Genomic DNA, 20,081 nt, shown 5'->3' with positions numbered 1-20,081 from the left:
TAGGTATTCAGGAAAATAACACTGTTAAAATTGGTCCTGCTTTGGGGACTTTTAGAATGGATTTTTATATTGGCAATAGTGATCCGAGTCTAAGTAATGGTGCAATGTCTATTACTAGTGATGGCAACGTTGGTATTGGTTATACCCAACCTGGAGTTAAACTCAAGGTCAACGGAACAGTGCTGGCGACAGCGTTTAATGGTGATGGTTCGGCGTTGACTGGAGTTGTTGCAAGTTCTATTGTGGCTGACTCACTTGATTTCTCAGAGTTTAAAGACACAATGTCACTTGACACCACAACCAATATCACAATGGCAAACGGTGATCTTAATTTTGACGCTAATACTTTGGTGATTGATAGTTCGGCTAATATGATTGGTATCAATGATGCTACACCTAGTTATAGTTTAGATGTTACTGGTACTTTTCAAGCAACTGGAAATTCAATTATTGGTGGTGATTTAACAATAACAGGAGCAAGTACAAATTTCCGCACTGCAATTAAGGCTGTAGATGGTTCCGGCTCTGGGATTGATGCTGATTTGCTTGACGGGCAAAGTGCTCCATCAGGAACGATAGTTGGAACTACAGATACTCAAACATTGACTAATAAAACTATTAGTGGTGCTAGTAATACTATTAGCAATATTGGAGCTTCTAGTCTTACCATTGACTCCCTTGATTTTGAACAATTTGAAGATACTTTAGACTTGGATGCAAGTACTGAAATAAATTTAGGTACTTATAATTATAGTGTCGATTTGAATTCAACTGGTGATTTTCAAATTATGGATGCTAGTGTTGTTCAACATATATTTTATGATACAGGGGACGTGCGTTTAGGAGAAAGTAATGAGCTATACGTAGATACTTCAGAACCTGGTGTTGGTTTGGGTACCGCTAGCCCACAAACGAATATGCATCTTTATGAAAGTACCACTGACACTGAACCGGGCTTTGAAATTGAACAGGTCAGTACTGGAGATGCGGCGATGCAATTCTCTATTGTCGGTGATGCTTACGCTGTCGGGATAGACAATAGCGATTCAGATCTTTTCAAAATCAGTTATTCTTCTACTGCTGGTTCTGCTGTGCTTGGTACTAATACTCGAATGTCAATTGACTCTGCAGGCAACCTTGCCGTAGGTACTGATGCTGTGCCTGCTACTATGAAGATGGTGATATCAGATGATCTTCCACGCTTGGCTCTTCATAACAATGATGCTGATCCTAATGATACTGGTGAAGAAGACGAAATTGGTGGAATTTATTTTGGTGGTACCTATGATGGTACTAATTATGATTACGGTGCTTTGATTGTCTCAGAAGTTAGTGGTGATTGGACTTCATCGAATCGAGGAGCGGATATTTATTTTAAAACTCAATCTGCTACTAGTGGTTTGCTTAGACGTATGGTTATAACCGCAGCAGGTAATGTAGGTATTAATGACACCACACCTACTTACAAGCTTGATGTTAATGGAACGATAAGAGGTTTTACTATTACTGACTCTTCTGATCGTCGTTATAAAGAAAACATAGAGCCACTTGATTCAGTCCTAGATAAGTTAATGAATATACGTGGAGTCTTTTATAATTGGATTGATAGAGAGAGTCATGGAGACCAAGTTAATGTTGGATTCATAGCACAAGAGCTTGAACCATACTTTCCTGAGTTAGTACGAACAGATAATGATGGTTACAAATCTGTAACATATGGCAAGATGACAGCGGTTTTGGTAGAAGCTGTAAAAGAACTGAAAGCTCAAAACGATACTTTGAAACAAGTTCTCTGTGATAAAGATCCAAGCTATAGTTTTTGTACAGATGAGTCTCTATGATTTTGCTATAATCTGACTCATGTCACAAATTAAAGAAATTAAGATTTATACTTGGGATCACTGCCCTTATTGCCAGAAAGCACTTAGCTTACTTAATTCTAAAGGGCTTAAGTATGAGCAAATTCGGATTGACGGTGATGAGGCTGCACGTGATGAGATGTCTAAGACTACTAAAGGCAACCGTAAATCAGTGCCGCAGATTTTTATAGCTGGTGAGTCTATTGGTGGTTGTGATGATTTGCATGCACTCGATGCAAGTGGAGAATTAGAATCGCTTGTCAACGGATAAAGACCTTATATTTAGAGCCAAGAATTATCCCAAGCAAAGAAGCTTGGGACAAAACTTTTTGGTTTGTTCTAAGACCTTAGATCAAATTGTCGTGGTTTCCGAGCTTGATGCTGAGCGTGATGTGGTGATAGAGATCGGATCAGGAGCTGGTTTCCTTACTGAAAGACTTGTGACTAATGTAAAACAATTATACAGTGTTGAATTAGATCAGAATGCAGAAACAGCACTCAAAATACTCAAGTCGACTCATGACAACTTTGACTATATTCGTGCTGATTTTCTTTCCCTTAATATCACCGATATTGTCCCAGCTGAATTTCTCAAGAATAAAGTCAAAATAGTCGCCAATATCCCTTACCAGATTTCTACCAAGATCCTTTTGCATTTACTTGGTGAGATGGCTCAAGAAAGTCCCAATAGAAAATATCTTTCAGAGATTAATATACTCGTGCAAAAGGAGTTTGCCCAGCGGCTTTGCGCCGAGCCAGGAACCAAGTCCTATGGAGCAATTACGCTTTTGGTGAGCTACTGGGCAGAAGTTGAGTATTGCTTGGACGTACCCAAAAACAAGTTTATGCCAAGCCCCAAAGTCGATTCTGCATTTATTAAAATCAAACTAAGAGACAAACCATTAGTTGATGTCAAAGAACCAAAACAATTACGTCGTCTGATCAAAGCTATTTTTGCAAACCGTCGTAAAAAATTATTGAATGGATTGAGAGCTGCTGGTTATCAGGAAGAAGAGATTGCTAAGTTACAATTATCTGATAACCTTAGGGGCGAGACCTTGACTTTGCAAGAGATGGCAGAGATGGTCAACAGGGTCGTATCCTGACATTGGACAAATATAGTGTATTACACTATATTTGTCCAATGTCAGGATACGACCCTGTGTGGGAATAATCAATATATGCAAGATCTAATTGCCAAGTTTGACTTGGAAACTGACTCTAAATATCTTTTAGTTTTTGATGTTGATGGCACACTTCGTCCTGATGAAGTAATTGCTTTGGATCATCGTTATCCGAAGATAGATCCAAAAGCTGCAGAGCAACTTCTTGAACTTAATCAACACGACAAAGTTGATATTTTGATTTTGACTGCAAGAAGCTATGTTGATATTTTTAGATCTAACCTACCCAAAAATATTAAGAAGTATTGTGGCTTTGGTAAACAAGTGGTTGAAAACGATGCCGTTCGTTATACTCGTCAAGAATTTGCCAATGCTTATGACGAGACTATATTTTTTATTGATATTATCAAAGACATTCTAGGTCCGCATTTGACGCAGGATGTTAGTTTTTTGGTTACACCTGGTGACTTTGCAATGTATTTTGAATCTCATGAATACGAGGCACAAAAAAAATCAATTATGAACGTGCTGGAAATTGTTTTTGCTCATTCCAATCGTTGGGAGATACTAGATTTTGGTAAAGAATTGATTTTCAAAGATGCTAAGTATCCTTATGACAAGGGTGATGCGATTTGGGATATCTTAGACCAAATAGATCTTAGTGAGTTGACACAAGTATTTTTCTTTGGTGACTCAATGGCTGATTACAAAGCGATGTTGGCTTTGCGAGCTTATCAACAAAAGTATCAACAAAAACGACTCAAGGTTAAAAATGTTTGTGTTGGACCAGCTTTGGTTAATGAAGAAGCTGTTACTATTAAGCTAGATAGTTACAAGGACACGATCAAGTTCTTGGAGTCACTTCACCAAAAAGTATGCAGGTAGGCACTGATTGTAAAATTGCAAGATTCTGGACGAGGTTCGCTGCCTTTTACTTAAACCTATTCTTGATTCTTGTTGCAGCAGCTTTGATTGAATTTGTTTTGATCAAATTGCAAATACCCAAGTTTGAATTATGGACTAGAGAGTTTTATATTCATAGTGCAAAAATAGTCTTGGCTGTTTTTGTATTTGATTCAATTATACAAGGAATTATTACTTTCAATCTTTCAAAGTTTTTGCTTGGTCTCAGGCTCTATGACTCTCACCGAGACGCTTCTATTGGCTTAATCCGCTCGTTAATAAGATCGGTAATCGCAATATTTTCGGTGGCTTTCTTTGGACTTGGTTATTTGGCAATTGGCTTTAATCTTGACGCCAAAAGTCTTCATGACCTTTTGATATCAACAAAGGTAGTTAGGATCAAACAAAATATTATTGGCAAAATCGTTACTGGTTTTATTCAAATCCTTAGTATTTTATTTGGTTTGATATTGACTCTAGCTTTACTTGCCAGTTTGGCTCTGCTACCTTATTTGGCAGCAAAGAGCTTTTATTCAATGAACTTACATTCGCATGTTGAGTCGACATTATTGAGAAAGAACCTTGAGGTCAAACTTCCGATTTCTAATAACCAATTGACTGCTTTAGCTGATGCTAAATCTATTGACTATATCGAGTTTGAACTTAATGACTATCAAGTTGATTCTTGTATTAGTGAAGCTAGTTTAGCCAAGCTTGGACTGAGTTTGATTGATTATAATCTAAGGATTGAAGATCTTGATTTTGAGAAAATTAAACCAAGTGTGGTGATACCGGCATTAACTTTTAAAGATCTAAACAAACAAGATATCAAAGTCTTTAACCAACAATTTATTGTCACCAAGGATCAAGATCAGCTTGGCACTGATTTGCTAGAGACTTGGGATTATAGAATTGATCATGATCAGTCTTTATTGAGTCTCAAGCTTTATGAAGGTGATGCTGATATTTTGGCAAACCAAGAGCTTGACGATGATTCGCGTAATTACCTAGTTTATATTTTACGTAAAACTCGTTTGGACTGGGATAAACATCTTCGTTTTATGCCTGCCAATGAGCTTAAAAAGTTTACAGAAAGCAAAGTTGTTTTAGAAAATGTAATTAAGTTTGATTTAGATACTAAGACAGGCTATGTTGATCATATTAGTTTAGAGAAGCCAAGCAAGTCTGAAGCATTCAACAAATTCTGTCAGCGTTTCTTTGAAGAGCTGGATAGATTTAGGTTAGTACCAAAGGGCTTAGTAGAGAAGTCCAAGGTGAATTTATCCTTGATCCTCAGGTATAAAGAAACTATATAAACCATCTATGTCTTTGGCTCTTTGTTCTTTGAGTTTTTGTAGGATTTCTAGCTTGGCTTTGTCGTAACTAAGTGATTCACGAACTTCTACTCCGTTGATCTGCAAGAGATGATAGCCATTGGCGCTTTTGATAACTTTGCTTACTTGGCTACTAATCATAGAACCGTTATTGCTCAGTTCTACAAGCTCGTCTTTGATTTCTTTAACGAATAACCTAGTATCCAATGCAACTGGTACATCCAAGCTCATCACTCTGATTTCTGGGTCTATTTTGTCGGTAGGGAATATGGATGACTCCTTTTGGAATAGATCTTGTGCTTTTTCTATTTTGGACTTGGCGTTTTCTACGGAGTGTGGAATAAAAGCTTGACTAAAGTAATAACGTGGTTGTCTTTTGCTGTTGTCATTAACGTTTTTGAAATGATTGTCGCTTGCTTGTTTTATGTCATCTTGGAGCATTTTGGTTATCAGAGCGTCTTTGATCAAGTCTGTTTCAATAAAGAATTGTACATCTTCTTTGCTGAATTGATGCTCAGCCAAAAATGCATCAAATTGTAATTTGCCACCTTGATTCTCGATGAATTGCAAAAGCTTTTCGTCTATCTGTTGTTGTTTGACCAGGATGCCGTTTTTTTCTGCCAGACTTTGTATCTTATTTCTGTCATCCAAGTCTTCAATTGCCTTTTGTTTGACAGTTAATTTGAAATAATCATCCATGTATTGATTTTGCAAGAATTTTTTTCTAACTAATTCGTGAGAGACATATGAGTTGTCGAGCTTTTCTTCATAATGCTCTAGACTTGGGTATTCACTAAGATGTTGGCGCCAGCGTTTTTTGACGAGCAAATTGGGTATTTTATGTTTGCGCTGTGAAAGAAAATCAACAATTTCTTTTCTGTATTCTAGGGCGTTTTTATTTTCTGCTGGACTAGCATAGAGATCAGCAGCAGTTTTCTTGTCAAACTCTATGCGATAGAGATTGACGTACTTCTCTTGGTCTACATCGGCTTGAGCAGTGAGTGGTATTAGACTGATAAGGCAAATTAATGCTTTCCTGAACATAATTCCATTATAGTACGATTATGCATAAACGGGATAGTCAAATTTGACAGCTTGCCCTATCAGTTTTCCTTCATTATCATTAACATTCCAGACTGTAGCGTCTTTAACCATAAACTCTTGACCTGTTTTGGAGACCCTAATGCCGCTGTAGTTATTAATGATACCCTCTTGCTTGACCCTGGCCAGCAAATCATCTCTTTCAGACCTTTCATTGGGATTGGCTGAGTACTTTGATTCTAGTCCTAGAAATTCATCCCAAGTCATTTGCCAAAGTTCTTGAGCCTTGAGGTTGGCAAAAACAAAACGTGTAAGATTATCGTCATAAAAACAATGACTTGCTGAAACAAAATCAGCAGTGTAAAGCTCGTTGATGTCTTTTGCTAGCATTTTGCCAGTGTAGCTTTGGTAACTAGTTAAAACTAGCTCGATATAGGATTGAAGTTCTGGGCTGAATTGCATTATGCATTTGTAGCGACTGGCGCTGCAAGTGTTCCAGCTATTGCTCTCAATCTATCTTGTGCCTTTTTAATTGTTGGAATATGAGCTGCTGCTTTTTTGAGATTTTGTTGTGCCTCTATATCAATTGCTCGTATTTTTTCATTTCGATCCTCATTAATTCGACTTTCAAAGGCTCCATCAAAATTGTAATTGGCAATAAATGCAAGTCCATTTTCTAATGCCTCTCTACCGTCACTCAGGTTTGCTAATTGTTTTCTAGTGTCATCAGGAAGTTCTGTATCTGGGAATGCTTTATTTAAAGCATCTGCTGAATTTGCAACAGACGAAGCATCTGTATTTTTTGATTCTTTGATAAACTGCTCTGCTGCAGTTTTAAACATGGCTAATGGAGCTGGAATTGAATTTGACATTGAAATAATATAACATATTATCTCTGCATAAACAACTCAATTACATCACTAATTGCAGTTAATCTAGTCTCTGTATCCAAGCCACTGACATTCATTGAAATCATTGAGTCTGAGCTTCTAGCACCAACGGCACCAGATTTGAAGATGATTCTACTTTGAAGGAAGTTAGGAAGCTTGCGCATAGATTGTAACCATTGTTGCAACCTGAGTTTGTTGGCAATTCTGATAAAGTCACCTTCTTGATTAATACTTTTGATGCCGGCTTTATTGGCTCTCATTTTGACTCTACTAATTTCAGTAAGGTTGATTGCTTCTTGCGGGATTCTACCGAAGCGATCACGCCATTCATTTTGTAAGTGATCAAGTGTTGATTCCTCTCTAGCAAGCGAGAGACGTTTGTACTCATTCATTCTTTGTTTATTGTCGCTAATCCATGTTTCTGGGAAGTAAGCATTGACTTTGATATCAATCGTGCAACTATCTTCTAGTTCAATAGCTTGAAGATTGCCCTTCATCTCTTCAATCGTGTCACTGAGTATCTTACAGTAAAGGTCAAAACCAACTGAAAGCATGTGCCCATGTTGCTCAGCACCAAATATATTACCGACTCCGCGAATTTCCATATCACGAATTGAGATTTGATAGCCAGAACCAAGGTTGGTTAGTTCTCGAATTGCCTTGAGTCTTTCTCTTGCAGTAGAGGAGATTTCATTCTCTGGATTATAGAGTAAGTAAGCGTAGGCTTGAAGATCAGAACGACCAACCCTACCGCGCAGCTGATAGAGCTGTGATAAACCAAATGCATTGGCATCTTTGATAATGATAGTGTTGGCGTTGGTGATATCAAGTCCGGTTTCAATAATAGTGGTACAGACCAGTACGTTAAATTCGCCATTGACAAATGAAAACATTACATCTTCAAGTTCTTTGTCTTTCATCTGACCATGACCAATTCTGACATTAGCTTCAGGTACTAGTTCTTGTATTTCAAATGCTACTCGCTCTATATTTTCTACTCTATTATTAACAAAAAATACTTGCCCGCCACGTTCAAGCTCGTGCAAGATTGCGTTACGGATGATATTGCTTTTGTACTCACCAACCAATGTTTTGACTGGTTTTCTGTTAGTTGGCGCTGTCGTGATTAAACTAATGTCGCGAATTCCTGATAGTGACATATGTAAGGTACGAGGTATTGGGGTGGCTGACATGGAAATTATATCCAAGTCCTTGCGCATTGATTTGAGTTTCTCTTTATGGGAAACACCAAAGCGCTGCTCTTCATCTATAACTAAAAGCCCAAGGTTTTGAAATTGAATATCTTTTTGCAACAGGCGGTGAGTACCGATAACTAAATCAACTTCTCCTAGTTTGAGTTTGTTGGTTACTTCTCTTTGTTCTTTTGCAGATCTGAATCTACTAAGTAAACCAATTTTGATGGGGTAAGCTGCGTAACGATCGCTAAACACGTCATGGTGCTGTTGCGCCAAAACAGTAGTTGGTACAAGGATTGCAACTTGTTTGCCTTCCATGATTACCTTGAAAGCCGTTCTAATAATGACTTCTGTTTTACCAAAACCAGCATCGCCGCATATTAGGCGGTCCATGAGTTTTTTGCTTTCCATGTCCTCTTTAACATTGGTGATTGCTTTGAGCTGATCTTCCGTTTCAGTATAAGGAAAGGCATCTTCCATTTCTATTTGCCACGGAGTGTCGTGAGGATATTTGTAACCTGTTTGTTTTTCTCTAAGGGCGTAGAGATTGATTAAGTCTTGAGCAATTAATCGTACAGATTTTTTGACTTTCTTTTTGGTTCTTTCCCACTCTGTGCCGCCAAGTTTGGAGAGTTTGGGTTTGATATCCTGATTGATGTTGAATTTTGATAAAAGATTAACCTGATCAATTGGAATTAAGATTCTTGCTTCAGATGCGTACTCAATAGCTAGGTATTCCTGTCTGAGAGCGCCACCGTCAAGGTCAATAAACTCTGTACCCTTGTATTGTCCGACGCCATGCTTGTAGTGGACTACATAGTTATCTACTTTCAGCTCTGAAATATCAGTGTAAATATCGCGCTGACTTTTTTCTGTGGTTTTGGTTTTTTGTTTGGCAACTGCTTGCCTGCTTCTACCGAATAGCTCTCTATCAGTTAGTACTACGATATTAAGTTCTGGTAGGACGCAGCCTTCTTCAAGTCCGTCACGTTGAACTATGACTCTTTTATTGTTTAATTCTTGCTCTCTAACTAGTTGCTCGATGTCAAGGTTCTCAATGTCACCTTGGTATAAGCCAGTGATGTCCCATTCTCTAAGTATATTTAAGACACGGTGAGGTTGTTCACTGAAAATAATTATATTCTGCTGGTCTCTAAGTTTTCTGCGAATATATTCAATAAACTCTTCTACCTTGCTAGCAAAACGCTCTGTAGGATAGCTTCTTAACTCATAACTAAGCTCTTTACCTGCTTCAAAGACACCATCACCTAGTTCTGTTAGTGTTTGTAAATAAAGTTTGCGTTTGAATTGATTACTGTTTTTGACTAGTTGGCTATGCTCAAGATGCAGGGGCTGTTCAAGAGGAATTAAGCTATTAGATTTAACAGCTTCGGTATATTGTTCGTTGAGGTTTTTGTCCCATTGCTCACCGAGGTGACTTAAGTCTTGCCATTCATCAAAAACTACGTGGCTATGTGCTGGTATATATTCAAATAAATTACTTGGCATTTGACCTAGTACTGATCTATAGTACTCAACTCCTTCAAAATAAAGTGAATCTAGTTCTGTCAGGTCATCAATCTTGTGCTTGCTGACTAGTTCTTTGACCTTATCATTGAGCCCATCATCCTCTGTTCTAATGATCGAGTAGCGTGGATTAATTTGCGTGAAATCCAATGCTTTACTAGATCTTTGAGTGGAACTATTAAGTTCTTTGATACTTTCAATATTGTCGCCAAAGAATTCAATCCGAACTGCTTCACCGATTATCGGATAAATGTCAGTGATATCGCCGCGCTGACTAAATTGTCCGCGCCCTTGAACCATGGCTTCATTGCTGTAACCAAGTAAAGTGAGTTTGATCGCTAGCTCTTTTGGATCGTATTCTGTATCTTTGTTTATAAAAAAAGAATTCTCTTCAAGTTGCTGTTTATTGATATACAGTTGAGAAAGCGCTTTGATGTTCATCACGGTAAGTGAGATTATGTTATTATTCCAGGCTTCAAAAATCTCATATTGAGTATTCACAACACCAATGTCTGAGTTGATTTGATCATAAGGAGATACTTCTTGACAGAGGAAGTTATAGACGGGTCTGTCACTTAGGTTTTGGATTTCTTGGTAATAAGTTTGAGCTTCGTGGTGATTTGCAACAATGAAGACTAGAGGTACAGTGCTCTTCTTGAGCATGTTAGCTAGGATTAAACTTTTGGCTGAATTGGTTAGTCCATGTATGATCTGACCATCTTTAATGAGCTTTGAGTATATTTCTTCGAATTTTGTGTTTTTTTGTATTATATCTAAGAGCATTATATTTGAGAAGCCAGTACTATGACTGATGGTTTTTTACCTATTTGTGTTTTGATTATCCGGTTGAGAAATTCTCTTGCGGTATTTTGGAAATCCTCTATTGTTGGATTCGGCAGATCTTCAGATAGTTGTTCTATCTCGTGGACAATGTCTGGCGAGTTCATTAAACAAAATGCTCTCCATTCTTTATTGTTCGAGAAGGTACAAGCTCTTGCTGAAAATGAAGGTCCTGAGACAACTTTGTTCTTTTTGTTGATCGCAAAACTAAGAGTAACTACTCCTTCTTTCGCTAGTGCATCTCTTTCTTTGAGTAGCTTGGTGTCAAGGTGAAAGTCTTGAGAATCTGTATAAAGCACTTGATCAGTGTTGATATGTTCGGTTACTTCAAGTCTTCCATCGTGAATCTTGATCTGGTCACCATTATCCAAAATAAAAATTGAACCTGGGTCAACTCCACTATCTACAGCAAGCTTGGCATGTTGTACCAAAAGCCTAGACTCACCCATTGCTGGAACAAAATGCTTTGGTCTGATTAGGTTGAATAAGAATTTCATCTCTTCAGTTAATGCATGATTGTCGATATTGACATTTGCATTTCTGCCACCAATGATTTCTGCTTTTTTGAGAAAAAACTGATCAGATATTTGTGCCATTACTCTTACTGTTCCTGGAGGCAGGTCGGCACTATTAATAATGACGTCACCTTCTCTGATTTGTATCTCAAGACTTTTGTCGTAACCCACTCTTTCAAGCTCTTTGAGCGCATCTCCCTCGGGGGCTGTTGAAATAATCAAGAGTTCTGAATCCTTCTGATTGTCGATTTCTTTGATACTAATTAGAGTCTCTTCTTTGTGTTTGAGATAGCCTGCATTGACTGCCGCTGTATAAGTTTCGCGAGCTTCTTTATTAAGTAGTGCTACTTTTTTACCTAGTTGTTCGGCGATAATAAATAGGTTTTGTATTCTCACTGTGTTTGAGCTACAAGTGTTAATGAGGACTCTAGCATTCTTGCTTGCAATAAGTTGTTTGAGACTTTTGGCAAGTGCCATTTCTGAGGCTGAGTAACCCTCTTTTTCGGCAAGTGCTGAATCGCTAAGTAATAGATCAATTGGTCTGCCGGCTTCAAGGCAAGCTGTGCAGTAAGTTGATATTCCAGCCATGTCAGTCTTGAATCCATCACTAGGGCTTTGATCTATTTTGTAAGTGCCGGTATAAAATATCTTAGAGCCGTGAGACTCAATTACCAAAGCATAAGACTCTGCAGAGCCAGAGGTGATTCTAAATGGTATTAAGGTAAATGATCCAACTTGAATCTGCTCTCTAGAAGCAAATTCGTTCCATTCTATTTTGGCAACTTGATCTTCACTTAGTTTGAGTTTGACGGTTTCAAGAGCGAGTTTTGAGCCGATAACTTGTTTGATATTGCGTTTATTAATAACATGGTGGGCGCCGCCAGAATGATATTCATGTACGCTAGTTAAAACTAGTGCCTTGATTTCACCTTTGACCATGCTGTTGTCAGCCATGGTGTAGTCGATTCCTGGTGCGTCGTTACCTGGATAATGAACCCCAGCATCAAGAATAATTGTTTCTGGGTCTTTCTTTGCTTTAATTGATTGCACCAACCACATGTTTTTGCCAGTCTCGTGAAGACCGCCAAGTGCTGTGATATTTAGTGAGTTAGTTGTATTGTCGTTTTTGTTCATAATTGGTGATACTTTTTATCCAAACCGCTATTATAGCAAGAATCTGGGATAAGGGATATAGGGAGATGGGAGAAGGGATAGGAATGGCATAATTAAAACCCATTTCCCTTTCAGCACTTCCCTTTTCCCCTATAATGGACCAATGCCTCTGTTATCAGTAAAGCAACTCAAGATAGATTTCCCTGAGACCAGTTTCACTGCGGTTAATGAAATTAGTTTTGATATAAATGAAGGAGAGATTCTGGCTTTGGTTGGAGAGAGTGGTAGCGGCAAGTCACTGACAGCTCTTAGCATACTGGGTCTTCAACCTGTGAATGCCATTATCTCTGGAGCTATTTATTTTAAAGAAATGGATTTAGTCAAGAAACCATACCCGCCAGCTGTGCGTGCTTGCAAAATTGCATTAATTGCCCAAGATCCATTGAGTGCACTCAATCCGATGTATTCAATTAAAGATCAATTGTTTGAAGCTGTGCAAGTTTATCAAAAGAAACTTAAGAATGAAGAAATTTATCAACTTTGTTTTGATTACTTAGAGAAAGTCGGTATCCCTGATCCTGATAGAACATTGGATGCCTACCCGCATGAAATTTCTGGTGGCATGAGACAAAGAGTGATGATTGCAATGGCAATAATTAATGAACCTGATTTATTAATTGCAGATGAGCCGACAACTGCTCTTGATGTAACTGTGCAAGCTGTAATTCTAGAACTCCTGAAGTCTTTGAAAAAAACGATCTTGTTTATTACTCATGACCTTGGAGTTGTTGCTGAGATTGCTGATCGTGTTCTTGTAATGAAAGATGGTCTGATTGTTGAATCTGGGACTGTCTTTGAACTTTTTGATAAACCTCAAGAGGATTATACTAAGCAGTTGTTGGCTGCTGTGCCATCTCTGTAAATCAAGTATTGGGGTCAAAAAATTTTCCTGGAATTGATTGGATGAGAAGTGTGTTAAAAAGCTTTCAGATGCAAGGCTTGCGAGTTATTTGCAGGCTGAGTTGACTGAGCCGTCAATGATGACTGCAAATAAAGAGCGTAACGCAGCAGGTGGAGCTTTTAAGCACGCTTCACCCCCGGGCGATGTCGCCTTGGGCTTTACGTGCCTCTTTAGCATCAGCAATCTGTTGCCTCCAAAAAGCTTCTGAGTTACGTGATTGCCCCAAAGAGGCTTTGAGTTTGGATAATTCAAATCTAATTGCTGAAATATCTTCCTTAGACTCAGCGAGGATTGCAGAATCCATTCTTCTATCAAGATCTGCAATAGAAAGTTGGAGTAAGTCCTGTGTGCTTACTATTTTGGATAATTCAATTGTGACGTTGATACTCATATTGTTTGTTAAACCTAGTTCTATGCTGTACTAGCTAGTTTGTTACCTTCTTTAACTGCAAGTTTGTTCTCATTGATTTCTTGTCTCCAGAAGCTTGCTTCACCTCTCCAGAAACCAATTGCTGCACGAACCAAATTGATTTGTGCTCTAATTTGTGCGATCTGTGCACGTGCAAAACCAGATTCATCATTGACTGCAATCCACTGATCCATAACATTTTCAAGACCAGTCGAGTTTGACTGATAAAATTCAACTTTGAACTCTGAAAATGCTAATTCTTGTGATGGATTGATTGCCATAACTTAAGCTTTTGCTTCGACCTTATTAGTGTTCTGCAACTCCTTCTAATGATTGAAGAGCTTCCTTGAGGACTAGCTCTGATCTATCGCGAAGAGATTCGTTATAGAGTTTCTCTGCGACAAAGTCTTTGATAGAACGTTCATTGTCTACTGTTGTTCCACTAAACGCTTCTTGGAGATTGGTAAGCCTATTAATTTCTGTATCAATTTGTTCTATCTCCATTGTCATAAGGTCAGCTTGTTGTCTAAGTTCTTCGGCTTTGCCTCTGTAGAGACCTGCAGCTTCTCTTAAAGCTTCCGGGCCTGCTTTAACAAGGATGCTGAGTTGATCAACAAACTCAGCAGGGATGCCAAGTGATTCCATTAATGCTTCTTTGATTTCTTTGAGATCTTTTTTCTCGAGTTTCTCTTTTGGATTTTGCTCAATGTGAGTTGCTAAGTTCTCAGCGTAGTCAGCGACTTTGTTTAAGGTGAATGCTTGCACTCTTAAGTCAATTGCTGCACCTGGATTTGCTTCGCTTCTTTCACGACCCAATTGTTCTAATTTCTTCGCAAGTTTGTCTGCGTTTTTCTTTTGGTCTTCTTTGAAAACCTTATCGTTGTTTTCAACGATTTGCTGTAGCGCTATATTTATTGATTTTCCAACCATTGTTTTTCTCCTATTTCCTTTGCTGCTTTCCCAACAAGCTAATAGAAACAAGGCAGGGTTAAGTTTCGGTTAATAAATAGTAAATATATCTATTTTTTTACCAAGATTGGGTGTTTTCAGGCAGTATAAATTTTAATTTTTGTCTTGAATATTAATGTTAATATTTGGCCTTGTATAGGGGAGTATTAGTTTAGATTACAAGTAATCTTGCAAGTCAAAACAGACATACAGCCTAGATTTATTGACTCCTCGCCGGAGCTTATAGAAACTACGAATCAAATTTCACCACGACAGTCAACTTCAAATCTATTTAATGATTCACTAAAAACAGGCTCCAACTCCGGAGCTTTTTTATTACATAGCTCCAAAAATCATTTGACTGCAAAAACTAATTACAAGGATCAAATTCGTGAGTTAATCAAAGATCCATTATTGAATACAATCTTGCCTGATATCTCAAGTATGTTTTCTTTCGTAGGTAATGCAGCTTCCGCAACTGCTCATCTTTTTAATGTCTCAGATAAGGCAAAACATTTTTCTGATATTTTTGGAGTCTTTGGTACTAAATTATTTCTTTTCGTCAATGCCACTATTAATACACTAGAGCAGATTACTCGTAATAATTATCTATCTGCATTTGGTTATTTCCTCGACAATATTATTGCTGCAGTGGTGCCTCAAGAACATACATTCCTTGCACGTGGACTCTCTTCAGGTACTTATCACTTGTCTTACTCACTTGGGATTGCCAATGGTAATAAAGCCAAGTTTAATGATTTTAAAGATCATAATGAACACTTGGGTCAGGCTTTGAAGAATACTTTCACAAATCTCTTCACCCAAGATTTTAAAAGTAATTTCTTTAAGAGCGGTAATGCGTTGCCAGGAATTCTAGGAGGCTTCTTTAGTATTTTAGGTGTGATTGTGTGGCCATTGTTTGGTAAAAAAACGGCTACTTTTATGAGGGATATTGGTGGCTCATTAAAGTCAACAAATTATATTAACCCAGGGCATTTTGTTGAAGGACGCCGCTTGTATTTTCTCTCAGGTATTATGCAGTGTGGTGCTGCTTTGGCAGATTTTTGTTCTTCAATGTTCTTGAAGTCTAAGTCCTATATGGTGCCTATCAGCTTAGGCTTAGATGGAATGGCAAAGTATATTTTAAGACAATCAGTTAATAAGGGTGAATTAGGTGAGATTTAGTCTTGATTTTAATCACCTATGGCTACAATTCTCTGTAGCTTTGCTGCGTATCTAAAGATTCACTAGTTTGGAAACAGAGAGCTGATTAAAGAATTACAAAAATCGCTTCGGGTGCTTGGAACTTTTTGGTGGGAATCTATAATTTCAGCAGACCCCCGATTAATGAAGATAGCCCTATGCTCTGCATCGGGGAGCTTCATTTAAAAAGAGCGTGATATGATTATCCTTGATTTGCAAACAGTAAGAATAGATATAAGTTCAAAAATCAAAGATACCAGAGCATCTCAGCTCTTGTTTTCTTTAAGTCAACTTGAATTAGGCTCCGAGCTTGAGTCTTTGCAAATTATTGATTCTTATACTGTTCAGGCTGATCTACCAACTAGCACTATTAAAAAAGCGGCAAATAACTTAATTGATTTTAAAAAAGAACAATTAATGCTTCTTGAGAATTTAAATGATTTTGACTTTGCTATTGAAATTGGTTTCTTGCCAGGAGTCACAGACAATTTGGCAAAGACAGTGGCGACGATTTTGAAAGATAGTCTAAAACAAAATGTAGCTATCAATGTTTATAGCTCTCAAGTTTTTCTGCTCAAAGCAAATCTGTCTGAGATTGATTTGAAACAAATCATAGATACTTTACACAACCCACTTATTCAAAGAGCCAGAGTCAAGACGAGTCTGCAGTTTAATCAAACAGGCATGGGTATTGAAATTCCTAATGTAGTATTGACTTCTAAGCAAGAAATTACCATGGTTGATCTAAACGTAGATGATGCAATTCTTGCTGAACTTGGTAGCAAGGGTATTCTTGATGAAGACGGTTCAAGACGTGGTCCTCTAGCTCTTGGTCTTGATTACATGAAAGCGATCCAGGCTTACTTCATTAAAGAAGGACGCAATGCCACTGATATAGAGCTTGAGTCTATTGCTCAAACCTGGTCAGAGCATTGCAAACATACTATTTTTGCTGACCCGATTGATGAACTTAAAGAAGGTCTCTACAAAGGATATATTAAAGCAGCTACGAATCAAATCCGCAAGGATAAAGGCGATAAGGATTTTTGTGTTTCTGTTTTTTCTGACAACTCTGGTGCAATAGCATTTGATGATGATTATTTGATCACTCATAAGATGGAAACTCACAATAGTCCATCTGCGCTTGATCCTTTTGGCGGGGCGATTACTGGGATAGTTGGAGTTAATAGAGATGCTATTGGATGTGGGATGGGCTCCAAGCCTATAGCCAACCTGTACGGCTACTGCTTTGGAATTCCATCTCTGAACTCTGATAGCTGCGTTACGCTCGATCAGAATCGGCTTATTGACGGCTCAGTCAACTTCACCGAATCTTCACATCGCAAGCCTTGCTCTCAAAGCCCAGAGAAGAAATTCAGTACTCATGAAGGACTCTATCGAGACAAAGAACTCACTCAAAAAATGCTCTCCCCAAAGCGCATCATGGAAGGTGTAATTGATGGAGTTAGAGTAGGTGGTAACTGTTCTGGTATTCCTACTGTGCATGGTTTTAGTTATTTTCATCCTAGCTTTAGAGCCAAGCCACTGGTTTTTGTTGGTACACTCGGTTTGATGCCGCGTCTTGTCAATGGCAAGGATTCTTGCCAGAAGGCTGCAAGACCAGGTGACTTGATAGTAGTACTTGGAGGTAGAGTTGGTCTTGATGGTATTCACGGAGCTACTTTCTCTTCTGTTGAAATGGACTCATCTAGTCCGGCAACAGCGGTGCAGATTGGTGATCCAATCACCCAAAAGAAATTTAGTGATGCAATTATCAAAGAAGCAAGAGATAGAGGTCTCTATTCAAGTATTACTGACAACGGTGCTGGTGGGATTTCTTGCAGTGTTGCTGAGATGGCTAAGGAATGTGGTGGCTGCCGTGTTGAATTAGATAAAGTACCTTTGAAATATCCAGGTATGCAAGCTTGGCAGATTTGGATTAGCGAGTCACAAGAAAGAATGACTCTTGCAATACCGCCAGAAAACTGGGATGAGTTTAATACTTTAATGAAGTCTCGCGATGTTGAAGCTGTTGTCATTGGTGAATTTACAGATTCTGGAAGATGCCAAGTGCATTATCAAGGTCAAATGGCTATGGACATTGAGCTTGAGTTTTTGCATGATGGTTTGCCTGAACGTCAATTGATTACTCGCAAACCAAGTCCAGAATGGCTTGCGATGAACACGTCGTTGCGTGGAGCGAATGTGCCAAAGCAATTCAGTCTCTTAGAATTATTGAGTCATCCAAATCACTGCAGTAAAGAATTCATTTCCCAACAATACGATCATGAAGTTCAAGCAGTTTCTGTTTTGAAACCACTACAAGGAAGGGGAAGAGTCAATGGCGATACTGCTGTCATTAAACCTAGGATCGACTCAAGGAAAGCAGCTATTATAAGTTATGGTTTAAAGCCAGAAGAAACTGATACTGATCCATATCTAATGGCAGCTCGTTCTATTGATGCAGCGATTGCATCAGCTGTTGCAACTGGTGCTAATCCAGATTACATAGCGATTTTGGATAATTTTTGCTGGAACAGTTCTGATGAGCCAGAGCGTCTCTATCAGCTCAAAGAGACAGCTAGAGCGTGCTATGACTATGCTGTTGCATTTGGTGCACCGTTTATTTCAGGTAAGGATAGTATGTTTAATGATTTCAAGGGATATGACGCTAATGGAGAGAAGATAAAGATCTCTGCTTTGCCTACTTTGTTAATTTCTGCTTTGGGAATTATTGATGATTATTCCAAAGTTGTGAGTATGGATTTGAAAATATCTGGTGATAAAATATATTTTTTAGAAACCGCAGCCATGGAATCTGTTGACGCTGCAGCTAACTTAAGTCTTTATCGCCGTTTTTATTCTGCAGTACAAACTGAGTTGATTAGCTCGGCGATGAGCCTTGCTCACAAACCGCTCAAGCTTGCACTTGCACACAAGGCAATTGCTGGGCAACTAGGAATTCAAGTAGAGGCTGGTTTTGACCAAGATACTGGAATATTAGTGAGTATTGATCCACTTAAATCCAAGCGTTTTGAAACACTATTTCCTAAAGCTCAATTACTTGGAGAAGTTAACGAAACTAAGCGAATTAAAATCAATGCAGAGGACTTGAGTCTTGAGGAAGCGACTAGTACTTACAGGGCTCCGTTTTCTAATTATTTAAACGATCAGAAAAAAGAATTGGCGGGGGTAAACCAATGGTTACTGCTTTAATATTTTCGGGTTATGGAATCAACTGTGAGCAAGAAACCAAGCGCGCTTTTGAACTGGCTGGAGCCAATGCTGATATTGTTCACCTTAATGATTTAATCGCTGAGCCGTCACGTCTCAAGAATTATCAAATTGCAGCTTTCCCTGGTGGATTTTCTTTTGGTGATGATACCGGTTCTGGTAAGGCTTACGCTAATATGATTAAGAATCATTTACTCAAAGAAATCAAAGCCTTCGTTGCAAGAGACACTTTGACGATTGGTATCTGTAATGGTTTTCAAGTTCTTACTAGTCTTGATTTACTCAAGGGCACACTGACTCACAACACTAGCGCTCAATTTATTGATAGATGGGTTGATCTCAAAGTTAGTAGTGACTCGCCTTGGCTCAAAGGAATTGAATTTATGTCATTGCCTGTTGCTCATGGTGAAGGCAGATATATTCGTCATTGCGACGAGCGTAGCGAGGTGGCAACCCCATCTGATTTAAAAGTAGCTTTGCAATACACTGCTGCTGAAATCACAGAGTATTTTGATTATCCAGCTAATCCCAATGGTTCAGATGATGATATTGCTGCTGTCCTGAGTGATGATGGACGTATTTTGGGTATGATGCCTCACCCTGAAAGAGCAATAGAGTTTCATCACTTACCTCACTGGACTTTTCTTAAAGAAAAAGCTTCAAGAGCGTCAATGGCTTTGCCAGAAAATGGTCCTGGCTTGAGACTGTTTGAGAATGCAGTTGAGTACTTTAACTAAAGCTGTGAAAAATCCAAACCTTTTTCTTTGCTATATATTTTTTTACTTGTGCGTTTAATTTCTTGTACAAACCCTTCATCTACAAAGCCCCCTTTGTGGAAGTTCTCTGAGGAAAATGCTGTTAACTGTAAATCAGGATCATAAAACTTGATTTTGTTTGAAATGTCCATGACATTACCTAGGAGCGTGTAACCCAGCCCATATTTATTAACTGAGATCTTTATATTTAGTAAAGTTGGGCTGGGTG

At 38.4% G+C, this 20,081-nt stretch carries 18 protein-coding genes; 9 read left to right on the top strand and 9 right to left on the bottom strand.

The window, feature by feature from the left end; all coding sequences use genetic code 11:
• From O3C63_06105 to O3C63_06085, 5 genes are all read left to right on the top strand, one after another.
• Window positions 1–1,841: tail fiber domain-containing protein (locus O3C63_06105; GenBank protein MDA0772499.1), on the top strand; the 1,841-nt coding region annotated here is incomplete at its 5' end.
• Window positions 1,842–1,860: 19 nt separating this feature from the next.
• Window positions 1,861–2,130, top strand: coding sequence for a glutaredoxin 3 (grxC, locus tag O3C63_06100; GenBank protein ID MDA0772498.1), 270 nt, complete (start codon window positions 1,861–1,863; stop codon window positions 2,128–2,130).
• Window positions 2,117–2,965 carry a 16S rRNA (adenine(1518)-N(6)/adenine(1519)-N(6))-dimethyltransferase RsmA gene (rsmA, locus tag O3C63_06095; protein ID MDA0772497.1) on the top strand — a complete coding sequence of 283 codons (849 nt, stop codon included), beginning with the start codon at window positions 2,117–2,119 and terminating at the stop codon, window positions 2,963–2,965. Before grxC ends, rsmA begins: the two co-directional genes overlap by 14 nt.
• A gap of 75 nt (window positions 2,966–3,040) precedes the next feature.
• Window positions 3,041–3,868: a hypothetical protein gene (locus O3C63_06090; protein MDA0772496.1), complete on the top strand. Its 828-nt coding sequence runs from the start codon at window positions 3,041–3,043 to the stop codon at window positions 3,866–3,868.
• Between the two features lie 62 nt (window positions 3,869–3,930).
• Complete coding sequence (locus O3C63_06085; GenBank protein ID MDA0772495.1) at window positions 3,931–5,202, top strand: hypothetical protein; 1,272 nt, start codon at window positions 3,931–3,933, stop codon at window positions 5,200–5,202.
• On the opposite strand, the gene O3C63_06080 is transcribed toward O3C63_06085, so the two are convergent.
• From O3C63_06080 to O3C63_06060, 5 genes are read right to left on the bottom strand one after another with little or no spacing between them, the layout of a single operon-like run.
• Window positions 5,167–6,264 (bottom strand): hypothetical protein, encoded by a 1,098-nt coding sequence (locus O3C63_06080; protein MDA0772494.1) that lies wholly within the window; start codon window positions 6,262–6,264, stop codon window positions 5,167–5,169. The genes O3C63_06085 and O3C63_06080 overlap by 36 nt on opposite strands.
• Window positions 6,265–6,282: 18 nt before the next feature.
• On the bottom strand, window positions 6,283–6,723 hold the full coding sequence (locus tag O3C63_06075; protein ID MDA0772493.1) for an MEKHLA domain-containing protein: 441 nt from the start codon (window positions 6,721–6,723) through the stop codon (window positions 6,283–6,285).
• Complete coding sequence (locus O3C63_06070) at window positions 6,723–7,133, bottom strand: hypothetical protein (GenBank protein ID MDA0772492.1); 411 nt, start codon at window positions 7,131–7,133, stop codon at window positions 6,723–6,725. The genes O3C63_06075 and O3C63_06070 overlap by 1 nt, the downstream gene beginning before the upstream one ends.
• 17 nt (window positions 7,134–7,150) lie before the next feature.
• On the bottom strand, window positions 7,151–10,657 hold the full coding sequence (gene mfd / locus O3C63_06065) for a transcription-repair coupling factor (protein ID MDA0772491.1): 3,507 nt from the start codon (window positions 10,655–10,657) through the stop codon (window positions 7,151–7,153).
• Window positions 10,657–12,363, bottom strand: coding sequence for a ribonuclease J (locus O3C63_06060; protein MDA0772490.1), 1,707 nt, complete (start codon window positions 12,361–12,363; stop codon window positions 10,657–10,659). Before O3C63_06060 ends, mfd begins: the two co-directional genes overlap by 1 nt.
• Window positions 12,364–12,505: 142 nt before the next feature.
• On the opposite strand from O3C63_06060, the gene O3C63_06055 reads away from it, so the two are divergent.
• Window positions 12,506–13,264 (top strand): ABC transporter ATP-binding protein, encoded by a 759-nt coding sequence (locus tag O3C63_06055; GenBank protein MDA0772489.1) that lies wholly within the window; start codon window positions 12,506–12,508, stop codon window positions 13,262–13,264.
• Between the two features lie 169 nt (window positions 13,265–13,433).
• Here the strand turns inward: O3C63_06055 and O3C63_06050 are convergent, their stop codons facing one another.
• The 3 genes from O3C63_06050 to O3C63_06040 are packed head-to-tail and all read right to left on the bottom strand — an operon-like array spanning window position 13,434 to window position 14,642.
• Entirely contained in the window at window positions 13,434–13,694 is a 261-nt protein-coding gene (locus O3C63_06050) for a hypothetical protein (protein ID MDA0772488.1), read from the bottom strand.
• A gap of 20 nt (window positions 13,695–13,714) precedes the next feature.
• A complete protein-coding gene (locus tag O3C63_06045; protein ID MDA0772487.1) occupies window positions 13,715–13,993 on the bottom strand; it encodes a hypothetical protein in 279 nt (92 codons plus the stop codon).
• 25 nt (window positions 13,994–14,018) lie between these two features.
• Window positions 14,019–14,642: a hypothetical protein gene (locus O3C63_06040; GenBank protein ID MDA0772486.1), complete on the bottom strand. Its 624-nt coding sequence runs from the start codon at window positions 14,640–14,642 to the stop codon at window positions 14,019–14,021.
• 207 nt (window positions 14,643–14,849) lie between these two features.
• Here O3C63_06040 and O3C63_06035 point away from each other — a divergent pair, with 207 nt between their 5' ends.
• From O3C63_06035 to O3C63_06025, 3 genes are all read left to right on the top strand, one after another.
• A complete protein-coding gene (locus O3C63_06035; protein ID MDA0772485.1) occupies window positions 14,850–15,845 on the top strand; it encodes a hypothetical protein in 996 nt (331 codons plus the stop codon).
• 216 nt (window positions 15,846–16,061) lie between these two features.
• Entirely contained in the window at window positions 16,062–19,079 is a 3,018-nt protein-coding gene (locus O3C63_06030; protein ID MDA0772484.1) for an AIR synthase-related protein, read from the top strand.
• Entirely contained in the window at window positions 19,064–19,834 is a 771-nt protein-coding gene (locus O3C63_06025; GenBank protein MDA0772483.1) for a phosphoribosylformylglycinamidine synthase subunit PurQ, read from the top strand. Before O3C63_06030 ends, O3C63_06025 begins: the two co-directional genes overlap by 16 nt.
• On the opposite strand, the gene O3C63_06020 is transcribed toward O3C63_06025, so the two are convergent.
• Window positions 19,831–20,081, bottom strand: a 251-nt coding sequence (locus tag O3C63_06020) for a hypothetical protein (GenBank protein ID MDA0772482.1), incomplete at its 5' end; no start/stop codon positions are given. The two genes, O3C63_06025 and O3C63_06020, sit on opposite strands and share 4 nt — an antisense overlap.

It is taken from the genome of Cyanobacteriota bacterium, from assembly GCA_027618255.1.
GTDB lineage: Bacteria > Cyanobacteriota > Vampirovibrionia > LMEP-6097 > LMEP-6097 > JABHOV01.
The sequence above is the reverse complement of the archived record's forward strand: the minus strand, read 5'-3'. Positions and strand labels throughout refer to the sequence as shown.

Coding starts and splice junctions, on each gene's coding strand:
- O3C63_06070 (MDA0772492.1), bottom strand. CDS start 7,133: ATGTCAAATTCAATTCCAGCTCCATTAGCCATGTTTAAAACTGCAGCA.
- O3C63_06060 (MDA0772490.1), bottom strand. CDS start 12,363: ATGAACAAAAACGACAATACAACTAACTCACTAAATATCACAGCACTT.
- O3C63_06080 (MDA0772494.1), bottom strand. CDS start 6,264: ATGTTCAGGAAAGCATTAATTTGCCTTATCAGTCTAATACCACTCACT.
- O3C63_06055 (MDA0772489.1), top strand. CDS start 12,506: ATGCCTCTGTTATCAGTAAAGCAACTCAAGATAGATTTCCCTGAGACC.
- grxC (MDA0772498.1), top strand. CDS start 1,861: ATGTCACAAATTAAAGAAATTAAGATTTATACTTGGGATCACTGCCCT.
- O3C63_06045 (MDA0772487.1), bottom strand. CDS start 13,993: ATGGCAATCAATCCATCACAAGAATTAGCATTTTCAGAGTTCAAAGTT.
- mfd (MDA0772491.1), bottom strand. CDS start 10,657: ATGCTCTTAGATATAATACAAAAAAACACAAAATTCGAAGAAATATAC.
- O3C63_06040 (MDA0772486.1), bottom strand. CDS start 14,642: ATGGTTGGAAAATCAATAAATATAGCGCTACAGCAAATCGTTGAAAAC.
- O3C63_06050 (MDA0772488.1), bottom strand. CDS start 13,694: ATGAGTATCAACGTCACAATTGAATTATCCAAAATAGTAAGCACACAG.
- O3C63_06030 (MDA0772484.1), top strand. CDS start 16,062: ATGATTATCCTTGATTTGCAAACAGTAAGAATAGATATAAGTTCAAAA.
- O3C63_06025 (MDA0772483.1), top strand. CDS start 19,064: ATGGTTACTGCTTTAATATTTTCGGGTTATGGAATCAACTGTGAGCAA.
- O3C63_06075 (MDA0772493.1), bottom strand. CDS start 6,723: ATGCAATTCAGCCCAGAACTTCAATCCTATATCGAGCTAGTTTTAACT.
- O3C63_06090 (MDA0772496.1), top strand. CDS start 3,041: ATGCAAGATCTAATTGCCAAGTTTGACTTGGAAACTGACTCTAAATAT.